Annotated in this window: 14 protein-coding genes and 1 riboswitch; of the genes, 11 read left to right on the top strand and 3 right to left on the bottom strand. The window is 54.2% G+C overall.

The genetic code is table 11. From position 1 onward, the window contains the following. Window positions 1-225: 225 nt before the first annotated feature. Genes leuA through leuD form a run of 4 tightly spaced genes read left to right on the top strand, consistent with a single transcriptional unit; the run spans window position 226 to window position 4,904 of the window. Window positions 226-1,791, top strand: a complete 1,566-nt coding sequence (gene leuA, locus ABD035_RS01670) for a 2-isopropylmalate synthase (protein WP_212713065.1) — start codon at window positions 226-228, stop codon at window positions 1,789-1,791. A gap of 2 nt (window positions 1,792-1,793) precedes the next feature. Next, window positions 1,794-2,885 (top strand): 3-isopropylmalate dehydrogenase, encoded by a 1,092-nt coding sequence (leuB, locus tag ABD035_RS01665; protein ID WP_212713066.1) that lies wholly within the window; start codon window positions 1,794-1,796, stop codon window positions 2,883-2,885. Window positions 2,886-2,887: 2 nt separating this feature from the next. Next, window positions 2,888-4,288: a 3-isopropylmalate dehydratase large subunit gene (gene leuC, locus ABD035_RS01660; RefSeq protein WP_343867150.1), complete on the top strand. Its 1,401-nt coding sequence runs from the start codon at window positions 2,888-2,890 to the stop codon at window positions 4,286-4,288. Window positions 4,289-4,298: 10 nt separating this feature from the next. Beyond that, a complete protein-coding gene (leuD, locus tag ABD035_RS01655) occupies window positions 4,299-4,904 on the top strand; it encodes a 3-isopropylmalate dehydratase small subunit (RefSeq protein ID WP_343867148.1) in 606 nt (201 codons plus the stop codon). A gap of 53 nt (window positions 4,905-4,957) precedes the next feature. On the opposite strand, the gene ABD035_RS01650 is transcribed toward leuD, so the two are convergent. Further along, a complete protein-coding gene (locus tag ABD035_RS01650; protein WP_343867146.1) occupies window positions 4,958-6,145 on the bottom strand; it encodes an MFS transporter in 1,188 nt (395 codons plus the stop codon). Between the two features lie 259 nt (window positions 6,146-6,404). After that, window positions 6,405-6,496, top strand: a riboswitch (TPP riboswitch). Between the two features lie 44 nt (window positions 6,497-6,540). Between ABD035_RS01650 and thiB the strand changes: the two genes are divergently transcribed. Genes thiB through thiQ form a run of 3 tightly spaced genes read left to right on the top strand, consistent with a single transcriptional unit; the run spans window position 6,541 to window position 9,801 of the window. Continuing rightward, entirely contained in the window at window positions 6,541-7,527 is a 987-nt protein-coding gene (gene thiB / locus ABD035_RS01645) for a thiamine ABC transporter substrate binding subunit (RefSeq protein WP_212713070.1), read from the top strand. Beyond that, a complete protein-coding gene (gene thiP, locus ABD035_RS01640) occupies window positions 7,503-9,113 on the top strand; it encodes a thiamine/thiamine pyrophosphate ABC transporter permease ThiP (protein ID WP_343867142.1) in 1,611 nt (536 codons plus the stop codon). The genes thiB and thiP overlap by 25 nt, the downstream gene beginning before the upstream one ends. Beyond that, window positions 9,097-9,801 carry a thiamine ABC transporter ATP-binding protein ThiQ gene (gene thiQ / locus ABD035_RS01635; RefSeq protein ID WP_343867140.1) on the top strand — a complete coding sequence of 235 codons (705 nt, stop codon included), beginning with the start codon at window positions 9,097-9,099 and terminating at the stop codon, window positions 9,799-9,801. Before thiP ends, thiQ begins: the two co-directional genes overlap by 17 nt. On the opposite strand, the gene ABD035_RS01630 is transcribed toward thiQ, so the two are convergent. Continuing rightward, entirely contained in the window at window positions 9,778-10,542 is a 765-nt protein-coding gene (locus tag ABD035_RS01630; RefSeq protein WP_343867138.1) for a DedA family protein, read from the bottom strand. The two genes, thiQ and ABD035_RS01630, sit on opposite strands and share 24 nt — an antisense overlap. A 168-nt stretch (window positions 10,543-10,710) precedes the next feature. On the opposite strand from ABD035_RS01630, the gene ABD035_RS01625 reads away from it, so the two are divergent. From ABD035_RS01625 to rluA, 3 genes are all read left to right on the top strand, one after another. Next, window positions 10,711-13,071: a DNA polymerase II gene (locus tag ABD035_RS01625; RefSeq protein WP_343867136.1), complete on the top strand. Its 2,361-nt coding sequence runs from the start codon at window positions 10,711-10,713 to the stop codon at window positions 13,069-13,071. 155 nt (window positions 13,072-13,226) lie between these two features. Further along, on the top strand, window positions 13,227-16,133 hold the full coding sequence (rapA, locus tag ABD035_RS01620; protein ID WP_343867135.1) for an RNA polymerase-associated protein RapA: 2,907 nt from the start codon (window positions 13,227-13,229) through the stop codon (window positions 16,131-16,133). Window positions 16,134-16,170: 37 nt separating this feature from the next. Next, a complete protein-coding gene (gene rluA, locus ABD035_RS01615; RefSeq protein WP_212713076.1) occupies window positions 16,171-16,824 on the top strand; it encodes a bifunctional tRNA pseudouridine(32) synthase/23S rRNA pseudouridine(746) synthase RluA in 654 nt (217 codons plus the stop codon). A gap of 54 nt (window positions 16,825-16,878) precedes the next feature. On the opposite strand, the gene djlA is transcribed toward rluA, so the two are convergent. Further along, the gene (gene djlA, locus ABD035_RS01610; protein ID WP_212713077.1) at window positions 16,879-17,691 is read right to left on the bottom strand and encodes a co-chaperone DjlA; all 813 of its coding nucleotides are present in this window, start codon (window positions 17,689-17,691) and stop codon (window positions 16,879-16,881) included. 178 nt (window positions 17,692-17,869) lie between these two features. On the opposite strand from djlA, the gene lptD reads away from it, so the two are divergent. Then, on the top strand, window positions 17,870-20,242 hold the full coding sequence (lptD, locus tag ABD035_RS01605) for an LPS assembly protein LptD (protein WP_212713078.1): 2,373 nt from the start codon (window positions 17,870-17,872) through the stop codon (window positions 20,240-20,242). Window positions 20,243-20,293: the final 51 nt, after the last annotated feature.

Here is a 20,293-nt window from a genome sequence, read left to right as displayed (position 1 = left end):
GCGTTTACAGTACCAATATAGGCATACTTTATTTTATTGGGTCTGAACTAATGATTCGTTTTATCCGCCTCGCAGGACTACTACTTCTCGCATTAAATATGCGCGGTAGTGTTGCGGGCGGAATTAAAAAATGATTCGGGCCTGAGAACAAAAAAACCCGCGCCGCAGCGCGGGTTTTTTTATACCCGCTGGCCGGTGCCAAAAACACTTAAGGAATCTACGAATATGAGCCAGCAAGTCATTATTTTTGATACAACATTGCGTGATGGTGAACAAGCGTTACAGGCCAGCCTGAGTGTTAAAGAAAAACTGCAGATTGCAATGGCACTGGAACGTATGAAAGTCGATGTCATGGAAGTCGGTTTTCCGGTCTCTTCACCTGGCGATTTTGAATCCGTACAGACCATTGCCAGAACCATTAAAAACAGCCGTGTGTGCGCGCTGGCCCGCTGTGTAGAGAAAGATATTGATGCCGCCGGTGAAGCCTTACGTGTCGCAGAAGCCTTTCGTATTCATACGTTTATTGCCACCTCGCCGATGCACATCGCCACAAAGTTACGCAGTACGTTGCCGGAGGTGATTGAACGTGCGGTGCATATGATCAAGCACGCCCGCCGTTATACCGACGATGTGGAGTTCTCGTGTGAAGATGGCGGACGGACACCGATAGACGATCTGTGTCGCGTCGTCGAAGCCGCGATCAATGCCGGTGCACGGACCATCAACATCCCTGATACCGTCGGTTATACCCTGCCCCATGAATATGCCAATATCATCTCTCAGTTAACCCAACGCGTTCCGAATATCGATAAAGCCATCCTGTCGGTACATACCCATGACGACCTGGGAATGGCGACCGGGAATGCTGTGGCCGCAGTGCAGGCCGGCGCACGCCAGGTGGAAGGAACCCTGAACGGTCTGGGTGAACGCGCCGGTAACTGTGCACTGGAAGAAGTGATTATGGCGATTAAAACCCGTCAGCAGATCCTGAATGTGACGACCGGGATCAATCATCAGGAAATCTACCGTACCAGTCAGATTGTCAGTCAGATTTGTAACATGCCTATCCCGGCGAACAAAGCGGTGGTGGGTTCCAACGCATTTGCTCACTCTTCAGGGATCCATCAGGACGGCGTACTGAAAAACCGCGAAAACTACGAAATCATGACCCCGGAATCTATCGGTCTGCATCAGATCCAGCTGAACCTGACTTCCCGTTCAGGCCGTGCCGCGGTGAAACACCGCATGGAAGAGATGGGCTATAAAGAGACCGATTATGATGCAGAGGCGCTGTACGATGCCTTCCTGAAACTGGCCGATAAGAAAGGGCAGATTTTCGATTACGACCTGGAAGCACTGGCCTTCATTAATAAACAGAATGAAGAGCACGACCATTTCCGCCTGCAGGACTTCAACGTTCAGTCAGGTTCCAGCATCTCTGCCACCGCATCCGTGAAACTGGCCTGTGGTGATGACATTAAAGAAGAAGCCGCGACCGGCAACGGCCCTGTTGATGCGGTTTATCAGGCCATTAACCGCATTACCGGGTATCAGGCTGAGCTGGTCAAATACCAGTTATCTGCCAAGGGCCACGGCGAGAATGCGCTGGGTCAGGTGGATATCGTCATCCGCTATAACAACCGTAAATTCCATGGCGTTGGTCTGGCTACTGATATTGTGGAGTCGTCGGCGACCGCGATGGTCAACGCCCTGAATAATATCTGGCAGGCGAAGCAGGTTGAAATCGAATTGCAGCGTAAATTTAAGAATGAAGCTAAGGAAACCGTGTAATTATGTCTACATCATTTCACATTGCAGTATTGCCGGGTGACGGCATCGGTCCGGAAGTCATGGCGCAGGCCCTGAAAGTATTAAAGGCTATCCGTGAACGCTTTTCTCTCGACATCACCACCCGTCAGTATGATGTAGGCGGTATTGCCATTGATAATCATGGCCAGCCACTGCCGCCGGAAACGTTAGCCGGCTGTGAGCAGGCAGATGCGGTCCTGTTTGGTTCTGTAGGCGGTCCGAAGTGGCAACACCTGGCGCCGGATGCGCAACCTGAGCGTGGCGCATTGTTACCCCTGCGTAAACATTTTAAATTGTTCAGCAACCTGCGCCCTGCTGCGCTTTATCACGGACTGGAAGCTTTTTGTCCTCTGCGCAGTGATATCGCCGCCCGTGGGTTCGACATTTTATGCGTCCGTGAATTGACCGGGGGCATCTATTTCGGTCAACCCAAAGGCCGTGAAGGCAGCGGTGACGAATTACGGGCGTTCGATACCGAAGTCTATTACCGCTATGAGATTGAACGTATTGCCCGACTGGCTTTCGAATCTGCGGCGAAACGCCGTAAAAAAGTCACCTCGGTCGATAAATCCAACGTCCTGCAATCGTCCATCCTGTGGCGTGAAACCGTGACAGAAATCGCCAAAGAGTACCCGGAGATTGAACTGGAACATATCTACATCGATAACGCGACAATGCAGTTGATTAAAGATCCGTCGCAGTTTGATGTGCTGTTATGTTCAAACCTGTTTGGTGACATTCTGTCGGATGAATGTGCCATGATCACCGGCTCGATGGGGATGCTGCCCTCCGCCAGCCTGAATGAGCAAGGCTTTGGCCTGTACGAACCGGCAGGCGGTTCCGCACCGGATATCGCGGGACAAAATATCGCTAACCCGGTGGCACAGATTTTATCACTGGCGCTGCTGTTACGTTACAGCCTGAACGCCGGCGAAGCCGCAGACAGTATTGAGCAGGCCGTTAACCAGGCACTGGAAGCAGGCTACCGGACACGCGATCTGGCCGGTCAGGGGCCTTCTGTCAGTACCGATGAAATGGGTGACATCATTGCCCGCTTTATCACCGGAGAAAAATAAAAATGAGCAAGACCTTATACCAGAAGTTATTTGATGCACATGTCGTTTATGAAGCCCCTAATGAAACACCGTTACTGTATATCGACCGTCACCTGGTCCATGAAGTGACCTCTCCGCAGGCATTTGATGGCCTGCGTGCACAGGGACGCCCGCTGCGTCAGCCTTCAAAAACCTTCGCCACCATGGATCACAACGTCTCTACGGAGACCCGTGATATTAATGCTTCCGGTGAGATGGCGCGTATTCAGATGCAGGAGTTAATTAAAAACTGCGAAGAGTTCGGCGTACAGTTATATGACCTGAATCATCCCTTCCAGGGCATTGTGCATGTCATCGGCCCTGAGCAGGGTATGACGCTGCCGGGGATGACCATTGTCTGTGGTGACTCCCATACCGCCACCCACGGCGCATTCGGGTCGCTGGCCTTTGGTATCGGTACCTCAGAGGTGGAACATGTTATGGCCACCCAGACCCTGAAACAGGGTCGTGCTAAAACCATGAAAATTGAAGTGACCGGCGATGCTGCGCCGGGGATCACCGCAAAAGACATCGTGCTGGCCGTGATCGGTAAAACCGGCAGTGCCGGCGGTACCGGGCATGTCGTCGAGTTCTGTGGTCCGGCGATCGAAGCCCTGAGCATGGAAGGCAGGATGACCCTGTGTAACATGGCGATCGAAATGGGCGCCAAAGCAGGCCTGGTCGCCCCGGATGAAACTACCTTTACTTACCTGAAAGGCCGTCAGTTCTCGCCGAAAGGTGAAAAATGGGAACAGGCGGTGGCTTACTGGCAGGGTCTGAAATCGGACAGCGATGCCGTTTTTGACGCGGTCGTCACCCTGGATGCCGCAGACATTGCCCCTCAGGTCACCTGGGGAACCAACCCGGGCCAGGTCATTGCCATTAACCAGCCGATTCCGGCACCGGAATCCTTTAGTGACCCGGTCGAGCGCGCTTCCGCTGAAAAAGCACTGGCTTATATGGGGCTGGATGCGGGCGTCAGACTGACCGACGTTGCCATTGATAAAGTCTTTATCGGTTCCTGTACTAACTCACGTATTGAAGATTTGCGGGCAGCCGCCGCGATCGCGAAGGGACGTAAGGTCGCTCCGGGGATCGTTGCCATGGTGGTTCCGGGCTCCGGTCCGGTGAAAGCCCAGGCAGAAGAAGAAGGCCTGGACAAAATATTTATCGATGCCGGGTTTGAATGGCGTCTGCCTGGCTGTTCCATGTGTCTGGCGATGAATAATGACCGTCTGAATGCCGGTGAGCGTTGTGCCTCTACCAGCAACCGTAACTTCGAAGGGCGTCAGGGCCGTGGCGGACGTACCCACCTGGTCAGCCCGGCCATGGCTGCTGCAGCTGCCGTCACCGGCCGCTTCGCCGATATTCGTGAACTGAATTAAGGAAGACTTTATGGCCAGTAAATTTACCCAACATACCGGTATTGTTGCCCCGCTGGATGCGGCTAACGTCGATACCGATGCCATTATTCCTAAGCAATTTTTGCAGAAAGTGACCCGTACCGGTTTCGGGCAGCATCTGTTTAATGACTGGCGTTTTCTGGATGATGCCGGTCAGGTGCCTAACCCGGAGTTTGTACTGAATAAACCTGAGTTTAAAGGTGCCAGCATTCTGCTGGCCCGTGAAAACTTTGGTTGCGGATCGTCACGCGAACATGCCCCCTGGGCACTGACCGATTTTGGATTCCGTGTGGTGATCGCGCCTTCTTTCGCCGATATTTTTTACGGAAACAGCTTCAATAACCAGCTGCTGCCGGTCACCCTGACCGAGACTGAAGTGGACGAGTTGTTCCGTCTGGTGAAAGCAGAACCGGGCATCGAATTTGTCGTAGATCTGGAGAAACTGGTGATCTCTGCCGGTGACAACGTCTATCCGTTTACCCTGGACAGCTTCCGCCGGCATTGCATGATCAATGGACTGGACAGCATCGGTCTGACCTTGCAGCATGAGGAGGCTATCTCCTCGTACGAATCTGCACAGCCTGCTTTCCTGCGTTAAGTCGCACTGAGCCACAGTTTTAGCACTTCCCCCTCCCCTCCGGAGGGGGGAAATCAGCCCTGAACAGGCTCTTTCACCCGCCAGATCAGTACCAGCGCCAGCAGCATCAGCCCCGATGCCAGCCCGTAAATGGCCCGATGCCCCAGCCAGTCACTGAGAATTCCCTGCAATAATCCGGCAAAAATCATCCCGGTCGACACCGAGTTGGTAAACATCGTCGTCGCGGCACCCGCTTTACCCGGCATCAGATCCTGGAACCAGAGCATGACCAGGCCGGCAACGATGCCGATAAAGATGGCATTTAATAACTGTAATACCAGCATCGCTCCGCGGGTGGGAAACATCAGCATGCCCGGATAAAACAGTACCCCGGCCATCACCGCCAGCAGCACCAGAGGACGTTTACCTACCCGTTTGGCCAGTAATCCGGCCAGCAGCATGATCGGGATCTCCAGCCCGGCCGCCGTTCCCATAAAGACCCCGGCCATTTTCTCCGGCATCCCGAGGGTTTGACTGATATAGAGCGGCATATCGATGATATACATCAGATTACAGATCCACATCAGGACCGAGGCGATAAACAGGCGACGAACATGGCTGTTTTTCCAGCCGGTCACCGCGCTGCGGGCAATATCCGCCGGGGGAAAGACTTTCGGTACCGAGGGCAGAGTAAAGCGGATAAACCCCAGTGCCAGTAAAAATAAAGCGGCCGCCACCAGATAGAGCACAATAAAGCCATAATTCAGGGCCAGTGCAAAAGAAATCGGCGGGCCGATCACCCATGCCAGCGACATCTGCGCGCGCATCAGCGAACTGAACATCACCACCTCACGGGAAGTGTGATCCGCATATTCCCGGGCGAGGGCAAAAATCTGCGGCATCACGACCGTGGAAAAGGCTGACAGTATCAGTCCGAGCGTGATCAGTACCCAGTAACTGCGGGTAAAGGCAAAGACGATCGCGTTGCCAAGCGCCATCAGGCAGCAAAGCATCAGTAAGTTGCGCCGGTCGCCCTGTTTATCCGATCGCCGGGCCAGCAGGAAGCTGACAATAATTCCTGTCACCGCATTGACCGTAAAAAATGCACCGACCATAAACGGTTTGGCATGCAGTTCATGGCTGAGAAACAGGCTCAGCGTCGGTGCCTGCAAGGCTCCGGCAATACTGACAAAAAAGGTGACCAGCATAAAAAAGATAAACACGGTATTGCCTTTTGCAGGCAACCTTTCAGGGGTTTCCATAAAAATATCCGGATAAGATGAGACAACATTGCGTTAAGACACGGGACAGCGTGACCTGAGGTCCGGTGGATAATCTACACCGGAATGGCCCTGTGTACCGCAGAATATCGTGAATAAACTGGGACGATAACAAAATTCTGCGGTTTCCGGCGAGCAGGTAACAGGCACCGTCTGCTGAAAACCGTGGACGTCATCGTGACCGCGCCTCCCCACGCTTCACGCCGGGCTTCCCCCGCCCTGCAGAATTACATAGAATAAGCCGTTCTCAACGGGGTGCATGTGAATGCTGAGAGATACCCGTCGAACCTGATCCGGTTAATACCGGCGTAGGGATTTGAGAGTCAGCCCCCTCAGATCCTTTGCGCCTTGCTAAATAATGCCTCAAGGAGCGCAAAGTGTTAAAAAAAATCCTGCCCGTTTTACTGGTTGTCTGCACCCCGGCGCTGGCCGCCAAACCGGTGCTGACCGTTTATACCTATGACTCTTTTTCATCAGACTGGGGCCCCGGACCGGCGGTAAAAAAAGCCTTTGAAGCCAGTTGTGGCTGCGAGCTTAAATATGTCGCGCTGGGTGATGGCGTGGCTCTGCTCAACCGCCTGCGCATGGAAGGCCGCCACAGTAAAGCCGATGTGGTTATCGGACTCGACAATAACCTGATGGATTCCGCAGAAAAAACCGGACTGTTCGCCCCGTCAGACGTCAGCACCGATCAGCTTACCGTGCCGGGTGGCTGGACCAGCAAAACATTCGTGCCTTATGACTATGGCTACTTTGCCTTTGTCTATAATAAAAAAACGCTGAAGAACCCGCCCACCAGCCTGAAACAGCTGGTTGAAAGCCCTGAAAAATGGCGCGTCATCTATGAAGATCCGCGCACCAGCACCCCGGGGCTGGGCCTGCTGCTATGGATGCAAAAGGTCTATGGCGATAACGCCCCTGCCGCCTGGAAGAAACTGGCGGCGAAAACCGTCACCGTCACCCGTGGCTGGAGTGAAGCCTACAGCCTGTTCCTGAAAGGGGAAAGCGACCTGGTCCTCAGTTACACCACGTCGCCGGCGTACCATATCATCGAAGAACATAAAACGAATTACGCCGCCGCAGACTTCAGTGAAGGCCATTATATGGAAGTGGAAGTTGCCGCACGCCTGAAGAACAGCCCGCAACCCGCATTGGCAAAAGAGTTTATGCAATTTGTCACCGGTCCGGCCTTCCAGAAAACCTTGCCGGAAGGCAACTGGATGTATCCGGTCATAAAAATGCCATTACCTGCCGGTTATCAGTCACTGGTGGTGCCAAAAACGGCCCTGCAATATTCCCCTGCGCAGGTCGCTGAGCACCGTGAAGCCTGGGTGGATGCGTGGCAAAATGCAGTGAGTCAGTAATGCCCCGCTGGCTTATTCCCGGGCTGCTTGCAGCCCTGTTAAGTTGCTGTGTCGCGCTGCTCGCACTGGCAAGCCTGTTCTTCAATGCTCCGCAGGTACGCTGGCTGAATCTGCTTTCCGACCCTTACCTGTGGCACGTCGTCCGCTTCTCGTTTGAACAGGCGACGCTTTCCACGGCCCTCTCCGTTCTGCTGGCCCTACCGGTAGCCAGAGCACTCTATCGTCGTCGCTTCCCGGGACGACGCTGGTTACTTCGCCTGTGTGCTATGACGCTGGTATTACCGGTACTGGTTGCAGTGTTTGGCATTATTAGTGTCTATGGACGTGACGGCTGGCTGGCGCAGGCTTGTGCCTGGCTGGGCCTGCGCTATACCTTTTCGCTTTACGGGCTGCCAGGCATCTTACTGGCCCATGTCTTTTTTAATCTGCCTATGGCGGCCCGGCTTCTGTTACAGACCTTTGAACAGATCCCGGCCGAACAACGTCAGCTGGCCGCTCAGCTTAATATGCAGGGGCTGAATCTGTTCCGCTGGCTGGAGTGGCCCTGGCTTAAGCGCCAGTTGTTGCCGGTGGCCGCACTGATTTTTATGCTCTGTTTTTCAAGCTTTGCCATTGTCCTTGCGCTGGGGGGCGGCCCCCGCGCCACCACGCTTGAACTGGCAATCTATCAGGCCCTGAGTTATGACTTCGACCCGGCAAAAGCGGCAATACTGGCACTGGTTCAGTTAGGTTTTTGTCTGACACTGGTCGTGATCAGTCTGCGGCTGAATACGGTGCTGACCGGTAACACCTCTCTGATGTCCCCCTGGCGCGCCCCGGAACAGCGGTGGCTGGCACGGTTGTCTGACAGTGCCTGGATCCTGCTGGCCCTGATATTACTGGTTCCCCCGGTGCTGGCGGTGATCATTAATGGTATTAACGGCGATATACTTCCCTCACTGCAACAACCCGTGCTCTGGCAGGCCACGCTGACCTCCGTCAGTATTGCCTTGCGGGCCGGTTTACTGGCCACGGTCCTGACCGTTATGCTGCTGTGGAGCAGCCGTGAACTTCGTTTACGTGAGCAACTGTTTCCCGCCAGAGTGCTGGAAACCAGTGGTATGCTGATCCTGGCGATGCCGGGTATTGTGCTGGCCAGCGGCTTCTTTATGTTTTTTAATGCCACTACAGGCATCCCCGACTCACCCGCATCGATCATTATTGTCACCAATGCCCTGATGGCGATGCCCTACGCCATAAAGATCCTGGATAATCCGATGCGGGATATCGCCCGCAACTACAGCTGGCTGTGCATGTCCCTGGATGTTACCGGCTGGCGGCGACTCCGGTTGGTCGAGTACCCGGCATTAAAACGCCCTCTGGCTCAGGCACTGGCCTTTGCCAGTGTCCTCTCGGTCGGCGATTTCGGGGTTATTTCTCTGTTCGGTAACGATGATTTCCGGACGTTACCGTTTTATCTGTATCAGCAGATAGGAGCCTACCGGCAGCAACAGGGAGCCATCACCGCCTTAGTACTGCTGCTGGTATGTTTTATTCTTTTCTCACTGATTGAAAAAATAGCAGGAACCCATGCTGACACTGAATGACCTGAGCTACCGCTATCAGTCCCGGACACTGAGCTTTACTTTGCAGGCCGCGAAAGGCGAACGGCTTGCCATCCTCGGGCCAAGCGGTGCCGGAAAAAGTACGCTACTGAGCCTGATTGCGGGGTTTTTGCCGGTCACCGGAGGAGAGTTATGGATAGACGGCAAAGCCTGTACCGGCCTGCCGCCGGCTGAACGTCCGGTCTCAATGCTGTTTCAGGAAAATAATCTGTTTGCGCATCTGAATGTACAGCAGAATCTCGGGTTAGGTCTGCACCCCGGTCTGCGCCTGACTCCACCACAGAAAAAGCAGATCAGTGATATTCTCCTGCAGGCAGGACTGGACGGGTTAGCAGACCGTTTGCCGGGGCAGTTGTCCGGCGGCCAGCGTCAGCGGGTAGCGCTGGCCCGTTGTTTGTTACGCCAGCGCCCTTTGTTACTGCTGGACGAGCCGTTTTCTGCCCTGGACCCGCACCTGCGGCAGGAAATGATCACCCTGACGGATCAGCTCTGTCGTGAACATACGATCACCCTGTTAATGGTCACCCACCATCAGGATGATATCCGCCGGATTGCGGACCGGGCCATTGTTATCCGTGACGGACATGTCGCCCGGGAGGTCGATGCCCCTGGCGACGCAGTGATCCCGGGCTTTACCCCCCCGGGATCAGGCAATAAAGACACGCCATAACAGATGACGGAACCCCGGCATCATCGGATGGAACTGAAGTGCGACAAATCCGCCAATCGCCAGAATAATCAGTAACGGGGCCAGCCAGTGCAGACGTTTTGTCGTTAAAAATCCGCTCACGGGTTTTTTACTTTTGATAGCGCGGCCCCACCGCCAGCCAGACCACGCCGCCAGCCAGATCATCACCGCTTCCGCCAGTAACAGCCACTTAAAATCGCTGCTCTGTGCGGTATGCGGTGCATCAATCGCCACACCGGCCAGGATGCCCGGTAACAGATACACCGGCGGCCATAGCAGACAACCGGCAATATTCGGTGGCAGAAATTTTTTCACCGGCAGTTCCAGCATTCCTGCCAGCATCGGGATCAGCGGACGGGTCGGACCGACAAAACGACCGATCAGGAGGGTGGCAATACTGTGCTCGTTGAGGGCATGCTCGGTTTTATCCAGCAATTTCCGGTATTTTTGCAGGTACTTCCAGCGATGCAGCGGACCTTTGAAACGCCAGCCAATATAAAAGGAAATCCAGTCTCCCAGCAGGCACCCGATGAATCCGGCCCCCCAGGCAGGATACAGCCCGATCTTGCCACTGCCGATCAACGCTCCCAGGCTCGCCATCATTACGGTGCCGGGCAGGACTAACCCGACCAGGGCCAGTGACTCAAAAAAAGTCACTACCGCGACCGCAAACAGGGCCCACTCCAGCGATTGGGTAAGCAGATGTTGGATCCAGACTTCCATAAAGATTCCTCAAGTAAACAGAGCCTGGATTGTCCTGAGCAAGCCCGGGAACGTCAAGCTAAGTGTTCGGTTAAATACAAACAGATACAAAACATCCCTGCCCCTTGCGTCTCTCCGGGCTCCCTGCCCCCTGTGCTATACTGAAGACTCTGCAACACCGGAGTCTTTGTGAACAATCCTCAAGCTGGTTTTTTATTAACCCGTCACTGGCGGGATACCCCCCGGGGCATCGAACTTTATTTCTGGCTGGCCACCGATTCCGGGCCGGTAAAAGTGCGCGTGCCGGCTCAGCAGGCGGTTGCCTTTATACCACAGTCCGCTTGCGAAAAAGCCCGGGGATTGCTGTCGCGGGAAAAAGCGTTCCGGCTGAGTCCGCTGCAATTGCTCGACTTCCATCGGCAGCCACAGGCCGGCCTGTATTGTTCGCAATATCGTCAACTGCAACGGTTTGAAAAATTGTTACGGGAAAATGCCATTCCGGTGGCTGAAGCCGATATCCGTCCACCGGACCGCTACCTGATGGAACGCTTTATTATGGCGCCGGTCTGGTTCAGTGGTGTGGCCCGTGACGGTCTGATCGATGAGGCACGGCTCAAACCTCACCCGGACTATCGTCCGTCCCTGACCTGGATGTCTCTCGATATCGAAACCAACGAGCATGGCGAGTTGTACTGCATCGGTATTGAGGGCTGTGGTGAACGGCGGGTGATAATGCTCGGCCCCCCGACGCCCGGTGGACAGACAGTGGATTTCACCCTGGAGTATGTCCCTACCCGCAGGGAACTGCTGGAGAGGCTGAACCAGTGGTTCACCGACCACGATCCGGATGTCATTATCGGCTGGAATGTGATCCAGTTCGATTTACGCGTTTTACAAAAACAGGCTGACCGGTATCAGATCCCTCTGCTGGCCGGACGCGGCGGCGTCCCCCTTGAGTGGCGGGAACATGGTTTTAAACCCGGCACCTATATTGCTCAGGCGGCCGGCCGGCTGATCATTGATGGTATTGAGGCACTCAAATCGGCCTTTATGAATTTCGATTCCTTTAGTCTGGAGAATGTCTCACAAACGCTGTTTGGCGAGGGCAAATTTATTGATGAGCCGGGCAACCGGATGGCGGAGATCAATCAACGTTTTGCCACCGATAAACCGGCCCTGGCGCGTTATAACCTGCGGGACTGCGAGCTTGTCACGCGGATCTTCCTCCATACCCGCCTGATGCCCTTCCTGCTGGAACGCAGCAGTGTGAACGGGCTGCAGGCCGATCGTCACGGCGGGTCCGTCGCCTCTTTCAGCCACCTCTATATTCCGCGGATGCATCGGGCCGGTTATGTCGCGCCCAATACCGGTGAAGTTGCTCCGGCCGCCAGCCCCGGCGGGTATGTGATGGACTCAAGCCCGGGATTATATGACTCCGTGCTGGTGCTGGACTATAAGAGTCTGTACCCCTCCATCATCAAAACCTTTCTGATCGATCCGGTCGGACTGGTGGAAGGCATGGCGCACCCTGCGGATGACACTTCGATGCCCGGTTTTCTGGATGCCCGTTTCTCACGGCAGACCTTCTGCCTGCCGGATATCGTCGGGCAGATCTGGCAAAGCCGTGAACAGGCAAAACGGCAGAATAATCAGCCACTCTCCCAGGCGCTGAAAATCATTATGAATGCGTTTTACGGTGTGCTGGGAACCCCTTCCTGCCGGTTCTTTGATCCGCGGCTGGCCTCCTCCATCACCCTGCGCGGTCACGAAATTATGCAAAAGACCCGTGATTTTATTGAACAACAGGGATACCGCGTGATTTACGGCGATACCGACTCGACCTTTGTCTGGCTGAAAACGGCCCACAGCGAAGCCCGGGCGGAGGAAATTGGCCGCCAGCTGGCCGCCAGCGTCAATGACTGGTGGAAGCAGCAGCTCGCACAACAGTTTCAGCTGGACAGCGCCCTTGAGCTGGAATACGAAACCCATTATTGCCGTTTTCTGATGCCCACCATCCGGGGTGCCGAACAGGGCAGTAAAAAGCGTTATGCCGGCCGGGTGAATCATCACGGCCGGGACCAGATTGTTTTTAAAGGGCTGGAGACGGTCCGTACGGACTGGACCCCACTGGCCAAAGAGTTCCAGCAAACGCTGTATTCCCTGATTTTCCGGCGCGAGCCCTGGCAGCAATATGTCCGGGACACGGTGGCTCAACTGATGGCGGGTGAACTGGATGATAAATTAATTTACAGCAAGCGGTTACGGCGTCCGCTGGATGAGTACCAGCGAAATGTGCCGCCCCATGCGCGGGCCGCCAGGCTGTCTGATGACTATGCCCGTAAGGCCGGACACCCGTTACGGTATCAGAAAGGCGGGACCATCCGTTATGTGATGACCACCCGCGGGCCGGAACCCCTGAATGCCCGCAGTGCCCCGCTGGATTATGATCATTACCTGACACGTCAGCTGGAACCTGTGGCGGACGGCATACTCGGGTTTGTCGGCGGCGACTTCAACACACTGATTACCGGGCAGCTGGGACTGTTTTGATAGGTGACGAATGGCTCACCTTCCAGTACCATAGCGCCCTCCCTGAATCTCATTGCTCTGCATTTTATTTACCAGACCTTTTGTCTGGTCGCCATGCTATTGCCTGCAGCGCATGAATATCTTTTTACACGTTAAGAGAATCGAGCTAATTATTTATGCCTTTTACACTTGGTCAGCGCTGGATTAGTGATACAGAAAGTGAACTTGGACTGGGGACGGTCGTCGCTATCGATGCACGTATGGTCACTTTACTTTTTCCGGCTACTGGCGAAAACAGACTGTATGCCCGTAATGATTCTCCTATTACCCGGGTCATCTTTAACCCGGGCGATACCATCACCAGCCATGAAGGCTGGCAGTTAACCGTAGAAAGTGTCCGGGATAATGACGGTGTCATGACCTACACCGGGACACGTACGGATACTCAGGAAAATGATGTCAGCCTGCGTGAAGTCATGCTCGACAGTAAACTGGTATTCAGCAAACCTCAGGACAGGTTATTTGCCGGTCAGCTCGATCGGATGGATCGCTTTGCCTTGCGTTTCCGCGCCCGTAAATATCAGAGTGCGCAATATCGTCTGCCCGTCAGTGGTATGCGCGGCATGCGGACGAACCTGATCCCGCATCAGTTGCATATTGCCCACGATGTGGGCCGTCGCCATGCACCGCGCGTATTACTGGCCGATGAAGTCGGCCTTGGAAAAACCATTGAGGCCGGGATGATCATTCAGCAGCAGCTACTGGCGGGCCGTGCTGAACGTGTACTGATCGTGGTCCCTGAAACGCTACAGCACCAGTGGCTGGTTGAAATGCTGCGTCGTTTCAACCTGCGCTTTGCGCTGTTCGATGATGACCGCTACAACGAAGCACAGTTTGACACCAGCAACCCGTTCTTTACCGAACAGCTGGTCATCTGTTCACTCGATTTTGCCTGTAAGAACCGGCAGCGCCTGGAAGCGATGTCTGAGGCGGAATGGGATCTGCTGGTGGTCGATGAAGCCCACCACCTGTCCTGGTCTGAAGGTAAACCTGGCCGTGAATATCTGGTGGTCGAGAAACTGGCTGAAAACATTCCTGGTGTGTTGCTGCTGACCGCCACTCCGGAGCAGCTGGGTATGGAAAGCCATTTCGCCCGTCTGCGCCTGCTGGATCCGGACCGTTTCCACGACTATCAGTCTTTTGTTGAAGAACAGGAGCAGTACCAGCCGGTCGCCGATGCCGTCACCTCTTTACTGGCGGATACCCCTATCGCGACCAGCGAAGAAGCGATGATCAATGACCTGATCAGCGACCAGGATATTTCCGCACTGATCGCCCGGGCAAACAGCGGCGATGAACTGCGCCTTGAGGCTCGTAAAAAGCTGGTCTCCCTGTTGATGGATCGCCACGGCACCAGCCGCGTTTTGTTCCGTAATACCCGTCAGGGTGTTAAAGGCTTCCCTTCACGTCAGCTGCAGCAATTCCGCCTGCCGCTGCCTTCGCAATACCAGACGGCCATCAAGGTCTCCGGGATCATGGGCAGCCGTAAAAGCGCCGAAGAACGCGCCCGCGATATGCTCTACCCTGAGCAGATTTATCAGGAGTTTGAAGGCGATTCCGGTACCTGGTGGGCCTTTGACCCGCGTGTCGAATGGCTGACCGACTATCTGCTGGAAAACCGTAAAGAGAAAGTGCTGGTGATCTGCGCCAAAGCCGCGACGGCACTGCAACTGGAACAATTCCTGCGTGAGCGGGAAGGTATCCGTGCCGCCGTTTTCCACGAAGGCCTGTCGATTATTGAACGTGACAGAGCGTCGGCGTTCTTTGCTTCACAGGAAGAGGGAGCACAGGTGCTGCTGTGTTCGGAAATCGGTTCTGAAGGACGTAACTTCCAGTTCGCCAGCCGGCTGGTCATGTTTGACCTGCCTTTCAACCCGGATCTGCTGGAACAACGTATCGGACGTCTGGATCGCATCGGGCAACAGAACGACATTCAGATCCTGGTTCCCTGGCTGGAAAACACCGCTCAGGCCGTATTGCTGCGCTGGTTCCACGAAGGGCTGGATGCCTTTGAGCATACCTGCCCGACCGGACGTACGGTCTATGACCAGGTACATCCGCAGTTGCTGACGTATCTGGCCGCACCGGAAAAAACCGAAGGGCTGGATGAATTTATTGCCGACTGCCGTCAGCAACATGATGCTATGAAAGCACAGCTGGAACAAGGGCGTGACCGTCTGCTGGAGCTGAACTCCAACGGGGGTGAAGCCGCTGTCGGGTTAGCAGAGGCCATCGCCGCGCAGGATAACGATACCGAACTGGTGAATTTTGCCCTGAACCTGTTCGATATCGTCGGTATTAATCAGGAAGACCGCAGTGATAATCTGATTGTCCTGACGCCGTCGGATCATATGCTGGTACCGGACTTTCCGGGGTTACCGGAAGAAGGCTGTACTGTCACCTTTGACCGTGAACAGGCGCTTTCCCGCGAGGATACCCAGTTTATTACCTGGGAACATCCGTTGATCCGTAATGGTCTGGACCTGATCCTGTCCGGTGATACCGGCAGCAGCGCCATTTCCTTACTGAAAAATAAAGCACTGCCGGTCGGGACCTTACTGGTTGAACTGGTCTATGTGGTGGAAGCACAGGCACCTAAACACCTGCAACTGACCCGGTTCCTGCCACCGACCCCATTGCGTCTGATGCTGGATAAAGCCGGAAATAACCTGGCGGCGAAGGTTGAATTTGAAAGCTTCAACCGTCAGTTGAGTGCCGTCAACCGTCATACCGGTAGCAAACTGGTGAATGCGGTCCAGCAGGATGTTTATCAGATCCTGACCCGGGGGGAAGAACTGGTGGTGACCGATGCGCAGGCCGTGATTGAAGAAGCCCGCCATCAGGCGGATGAGACACTGACGGCTGAACTGGACAGGTTACGTGCCCTGCAGGCAGTGAACCCGAATATCCGTGACGATGAAGTCGAAGCACTGGAAACCAACCGCCAGGAAGTGATGGAAAGCCTGGCTCAGGCAAACTGGCGGCTGGATGCTTTACGGCTGATTGTTGTCACCCACCAGTAACCGGTTACGGGGGCTTCGGCCCCCGATGGAAACGTGTATGGAACCCTATAATCCTCCCACCGAACCCTGGCTGCATATCCTTTACCAGGACAGCCATATCATGGTGGTGAATAAACCGAGCGGGCTGTTGTCCGTGCCGGGGCGTTTGCCGGAACACCATGACAGTATCATGCTCAGGGTTCAGCGTGATTATCCGGCGGCACAGTCGGTTCACCGTCTGGATATGGCCACCAGCGGTGTGATTGTGGTCGCTCTGACCAAAGCCGCTGAACGGGAACTGAAACGTCAGTTCCGTGAGCGCGAACCTCAGAAGACCTACATCGCCCGCATCTGGGGCCATCCGGCCGCAGAAAAGGGACTGGTCGACCTGCCACTGATCTGTGACTGGCCGAACCGGCCGATGCAGAAAGTGTGCTTCGACACCGGGAAAGCGGCGCAGACGGAATGGCGGGTAATGGAGTATTGTGATGATGCCAGTTGCCGGGTCGAACTGAAACCCATTACCGGGCGATCACATCAGCTCAGGGTACATATGCTGGCGCTGGGCCACCCCATTCTGGGAGACCGGTTCTATGCACATCCTGAAGCCTTAGCAATGGCCGATCGTCTGTTACTGCATGCAGAATCACTGACGATCACGCATCCGGCGTACGGCACGCCGATGACGTTTCGCCAGCCTGCCGGTTTCTGACCGGCAGTCACTCAAAGAGCCGTTTCCCGCACCGGTAACGGCTCTGTTCCCGGACTATTTAAACCCTTTCTCTTTACGGATCATGTCGTAAGCAGACTGGATCTTTTGTGTCTTCTGTTTCGCCATTTCCATCATCTCCGGCGGTAATCCCTTCGCCACCAGTTTATCCGGATGATGTTCAGTCATCAGTTTGCGGTACGCCCGCTTAATGGTCGTCGGATCGTCACCAGGCTTAACACCCAGTACACTGCAGGCATCTTCCAGCGTCGGACCACGCTGCGCGTGCTGATACTGTTCCTGGCGGGAATAACTCCCCCCGGAGAACTGCTCGCCCCCCGCCATCATCCGCAGAAACTGATCGAACTGTCCGCGGGAGATACCGAGTTCTTCGGCAATCACATATAAGACCTGCCGTTCACTGGGATGCAGAATTCCGTCGGCGAAAGCCGCCTGAACCTGGATTTCCAGAAACATGCGGATCAGATCAAAACGTCCGAAACAGGCACTGCGAAACTCCCGCAACTTCTCACGTAACGGATACTGGCTGTCTTTACCTTCGCGGAATGCCTGCTGAGCCGATCGGCGGGACTCTCCGTGCAGTTGCAGACGATCCATAAACGCGGAAGCGACCTGAATATCCGCTTCGGTGACCCGTCCTTTCGATTTGGTCAGATGCCCCATCACCTGAAATGTGGTGCGGAAAAACAGGTTCTGACGTGACTGGTTGTCAGAAAAATATCCCTGCCCCTTACTGCTCATGACTTTATCGATGGCATGGCCAATCATCATCCCCAGAACCACGCCCCAAAAGCCGGCGCCAGAGAAAAGACCCACCATAAATCCAATTACTTTACCCCAATAGCGCATAAACTCCTCAATTCGCCATGCTTCAGGTCGAAATTTGCATTATCATACCCGTCATTTACTCAACCGCCTATCGGCAAACCGGATAGATCAGGATTAACACCGGCTTCATAATGCGGTAAGTTAGTCTTCGCCAATTGTCGGCATGATGCCAGTTTTAACGGAATCCCAGATACTGCGTATGAATAAACGTATACCTACCCTGCTTGCCACGATGATTGGTGCAGCGCTCTACAGTCAGCATACCCTTGCAGATGACCTGATGTCGCAATGTATGCTGGGCGTTCCCTCATATAATCGCCCGCTCACCAGCGGAACGCCTAATGAGCAACCCGTCACCATCAACTCTGACTCGGCGAAGGGAACGTATCCGAACAATTCCGTTTTTTCCGGTAAAGTCATCGTTAATCAGGGCAACGGACAGCTGCAGGCCGATGAAATACAACTTCATCAGAATGAGCAATCCGGCCAGAGTACACCGACCCGTACTGTCGATGCACTGGGCAACGTTCATTATGACGACAATCAGGTAATTCTGAAGGGCTCAAAAGCCTGGTCCAACCTGAATAATAAAGATACTAACGTCTGGAATGGCGATTATCAGATGGTCGGACGCCAGGGCCGTGGCACCGCGACCCAGATGAAACTGCGTGATAATAACCGCTACACCATCCTGGAAAACGGCAGCTTTACCTCCTGCCTGCCCGGCAGTAATAGCTGGAGTGTGGTCGGCTCTGAAATCATTCAGGACCGTCAGGAAGAAGTCGCCGAAATCTGGAATGCCCGCTTCAAAATCGGTTCGGTTCCTGTTTTTTACAGCCCTTACCTGCAACTGCCGATCGGTGACCGCCGCCGTTCAGGGTTCCTGATCCCGAATGCGAAATATGGCAATAATAACGGCTTCGAGTTTATGTTGCCGTATTACTGGAATATTGCGCCACAAATGGATGCCACGATCACGCCTCATTACATGAGCAAGCGTGGGATGCAGTTGCAAAACGAATTCCGCTATCTTTCCGGATTAGGCGGCGGGCTGATGGAGCTGGATTACCTGCCTTCGGATCAGCAATATAACAACGAAAAATCCGCGAGGGGTATCGCCGACAGTGCCAGCTCTGACCGCTGGTTGTTCTACTGGCGCCATTCCGGTGTTTATGATCAACACTGGCGGTTCAATGCCGACTACACCAAAGTCAGTGATACTTACTACTTTAACGACCTGGATTCGAAATATTACAGTTCAACGGATGGTTATGCCTCGCAGAAATTCAGTATTGGTTATGCCGATACTCACTGGGATGCTACCTTATCCACGCGTGACTTCCAGACATTCTCACGCACCAACAGTAATATTTACCGCACCCTGCCGCAGCTTGATGTTAACCTTTATCAGAATGATATCGGCCCGTTTGATGGCCATGTCTTTGGTCAGGTGGCGCGTTTTACCAATACCAACCCGCGTTATCCGCAGGCTACCCGTCTGCATGTCGAACCGACCCTGGACTTACCTCTGTCCAACAGCTGGGCCAGCCTGAATACCGAAGCAAAACTGCTGGCGACACATTATCAGCAGGATAACCTGGATGATTACAACAGCGGTGACCTGACAGAAAACGGCTCCCGTTATAATCTGAAAGATTCCGTCAACCGGACGATGCCGCAGTTTAAAGTCGATGGCCGGATGGTCTTTGACCGGGACATGGACTGGTCTCCGGGGTATACCCAGACCCTGGAACCTCGTGTTCAGTACCTGTATGTGCCTTACCGTAATCAGAGCGATATCTATCCTTACGACTCGACCTTATTACAAACTGACTATACCGGGCTGTTCCGTGACCGGACTTATAGCGGTCTGGATCGCATCGCATCTGCGAATCAGGTCGCCTCCGGGGTTACTTCCCGCATTTATGATAGTAATCTGGTTGAACGATTTAACATTTCTGTGGGTCAGATATATTCGTTTACCCCTGCACGTACGGGAATTGCATCAATCGACGATGAAGACAGCACCGGTAGCCTGACCTGGGCCGGTGATACGTACTGGAAGATCAGCGATCGCTGGGGTGTCCGTGGGGGTCTGCAATATGATACCAAACTGGATAATGTCTCCCAGGGGAATGCGATACTGGAATATCGTCGTGACGCCGACCGCATGGTGCAGTTGAGTTACCGTTATAGCAGCCCTCAGTATGTTGCTGCAGCACTGAACGATGAATCCTTGCTGAACAGCCCGATTTACAAAAACGGGATATCGCAGGCGGGCGCAACTGCCAGCTGGCCTATCGCAGATGCATGGTCAGTGGTCGGCGCTTACTATTACGATACCCGTAACCGTAAACCTGCTGAGCAACTGTTAGGTGTTCAATACAGTTCTTGTTGTTATGCCATCCGTTTAGGCTATGAGCGTAAGATCAATGGCTGGGAAAACGATACAAGTAAATATGACAACCAGATTTCATTCAACATTGAGTTCCGGGGCCTGAGTTCAAACTATAGTCTGGGAACCAGTCAAATGCTGAGCCAGGGGATTATCCCTTATCAGTCAGCGTTTTGATGTTGTAATGTATGGCCGGTAAATTCCGCATAGCGGTAACAACGATGGAAA

The organism is Tatumella terrea (assembly GCF_039523755.1).
In the GTDB taxonomy this organism is placed as follows: domain Bacteria; phylum Pseudomonadota; class Gammaproteobacteria; order Enterobacterales; family Enterobacteriaceae; genus Tatumella; species Tatumella terrea.
Note: the sequence above shows the minus strand (reverse complement) of the source record. Positions and strands in the feature narration are given on the sequence as shown.

What these genes read in the sequence shown, in the direction of transcription:
- leuC (WP_343867150.1), top strand. Translation starts at nt 2,888, where the DNA reads ATGAGCAAGACCTTATACCAGAAGTTATTTGATGCACATGTCGTTTAT.
- lptD (WP_212713078.1), top strand. Translation starts at nt 17,870, where the DNA reads ATGAATAAACGTATACCTACCCTGCTTGCCACGATGATTGGTGCAGCG.
- rapA (WP_343867135.1), top strand. Translation starts at nt 13,227, where the DNA reads ATGCCTTTTACACTTGGTCAGCGCTGGATTAGTGATACAGAAAGTGAA.
- leuA (WP_212713065.1), top strand. Translation starts at nt 226, where the DNA reads ATGAGCCAGCAAGTCATTATTTTTGATACAACATTGCGTGATGGTGAA.
- rluA (WP_212713076.1), top strand. Translation starts at nt 16,171, where the DNA reads ATGGAACCCTATAATCCTCCCACCGAACCCTGGCTGCATATCCTTTAC.
- leuB (WP_212713066.1), top strand. Translation starts at nt 1,794, where the DNA reads ATGTCTACATCATTTCACATTGCAGTATTGCCGGGTGACGGCATCGGT.
- djlA (WP_212713077.1), bottom strand. Translation starts at nt 17,691, where the DNA reads ATGCGCTATTGGGGTAAAGTAATTGGATTTATGGTGGGTCTTTTCTCT.
- ABD035_RS01650 (WP_343867146.1), bottom strand. Translation starts at nt 6,145, where the DNA reads ATGGAAACCCCTGAAAGGTTGCCTGCAAAAGGCAATACCGTGTTTATC.
- thiQ (WP_343867140.1), top strand. Translation starts at nt 9,097, where the DNA reads ATGCTGACACTGAATGACCTGAGCTACCGCTATCAGTCCCGGACACTG.
- leuD (WP_343867148.1), top strand. Translation starts at nt 4,299, where the DNA reads ATGGCCAGTAAATTTACCCAACATACCGGTATTGTTGCCCCGCTGGAT.
- ABD035_RS01630 (WP_343867138.1), bottom strand. Translation starts at nt 10,542, where the DNA reads ATGGAAGTCTGGATCCAACATCTGCTTACCCAATCGCTGGAGTGGGCC.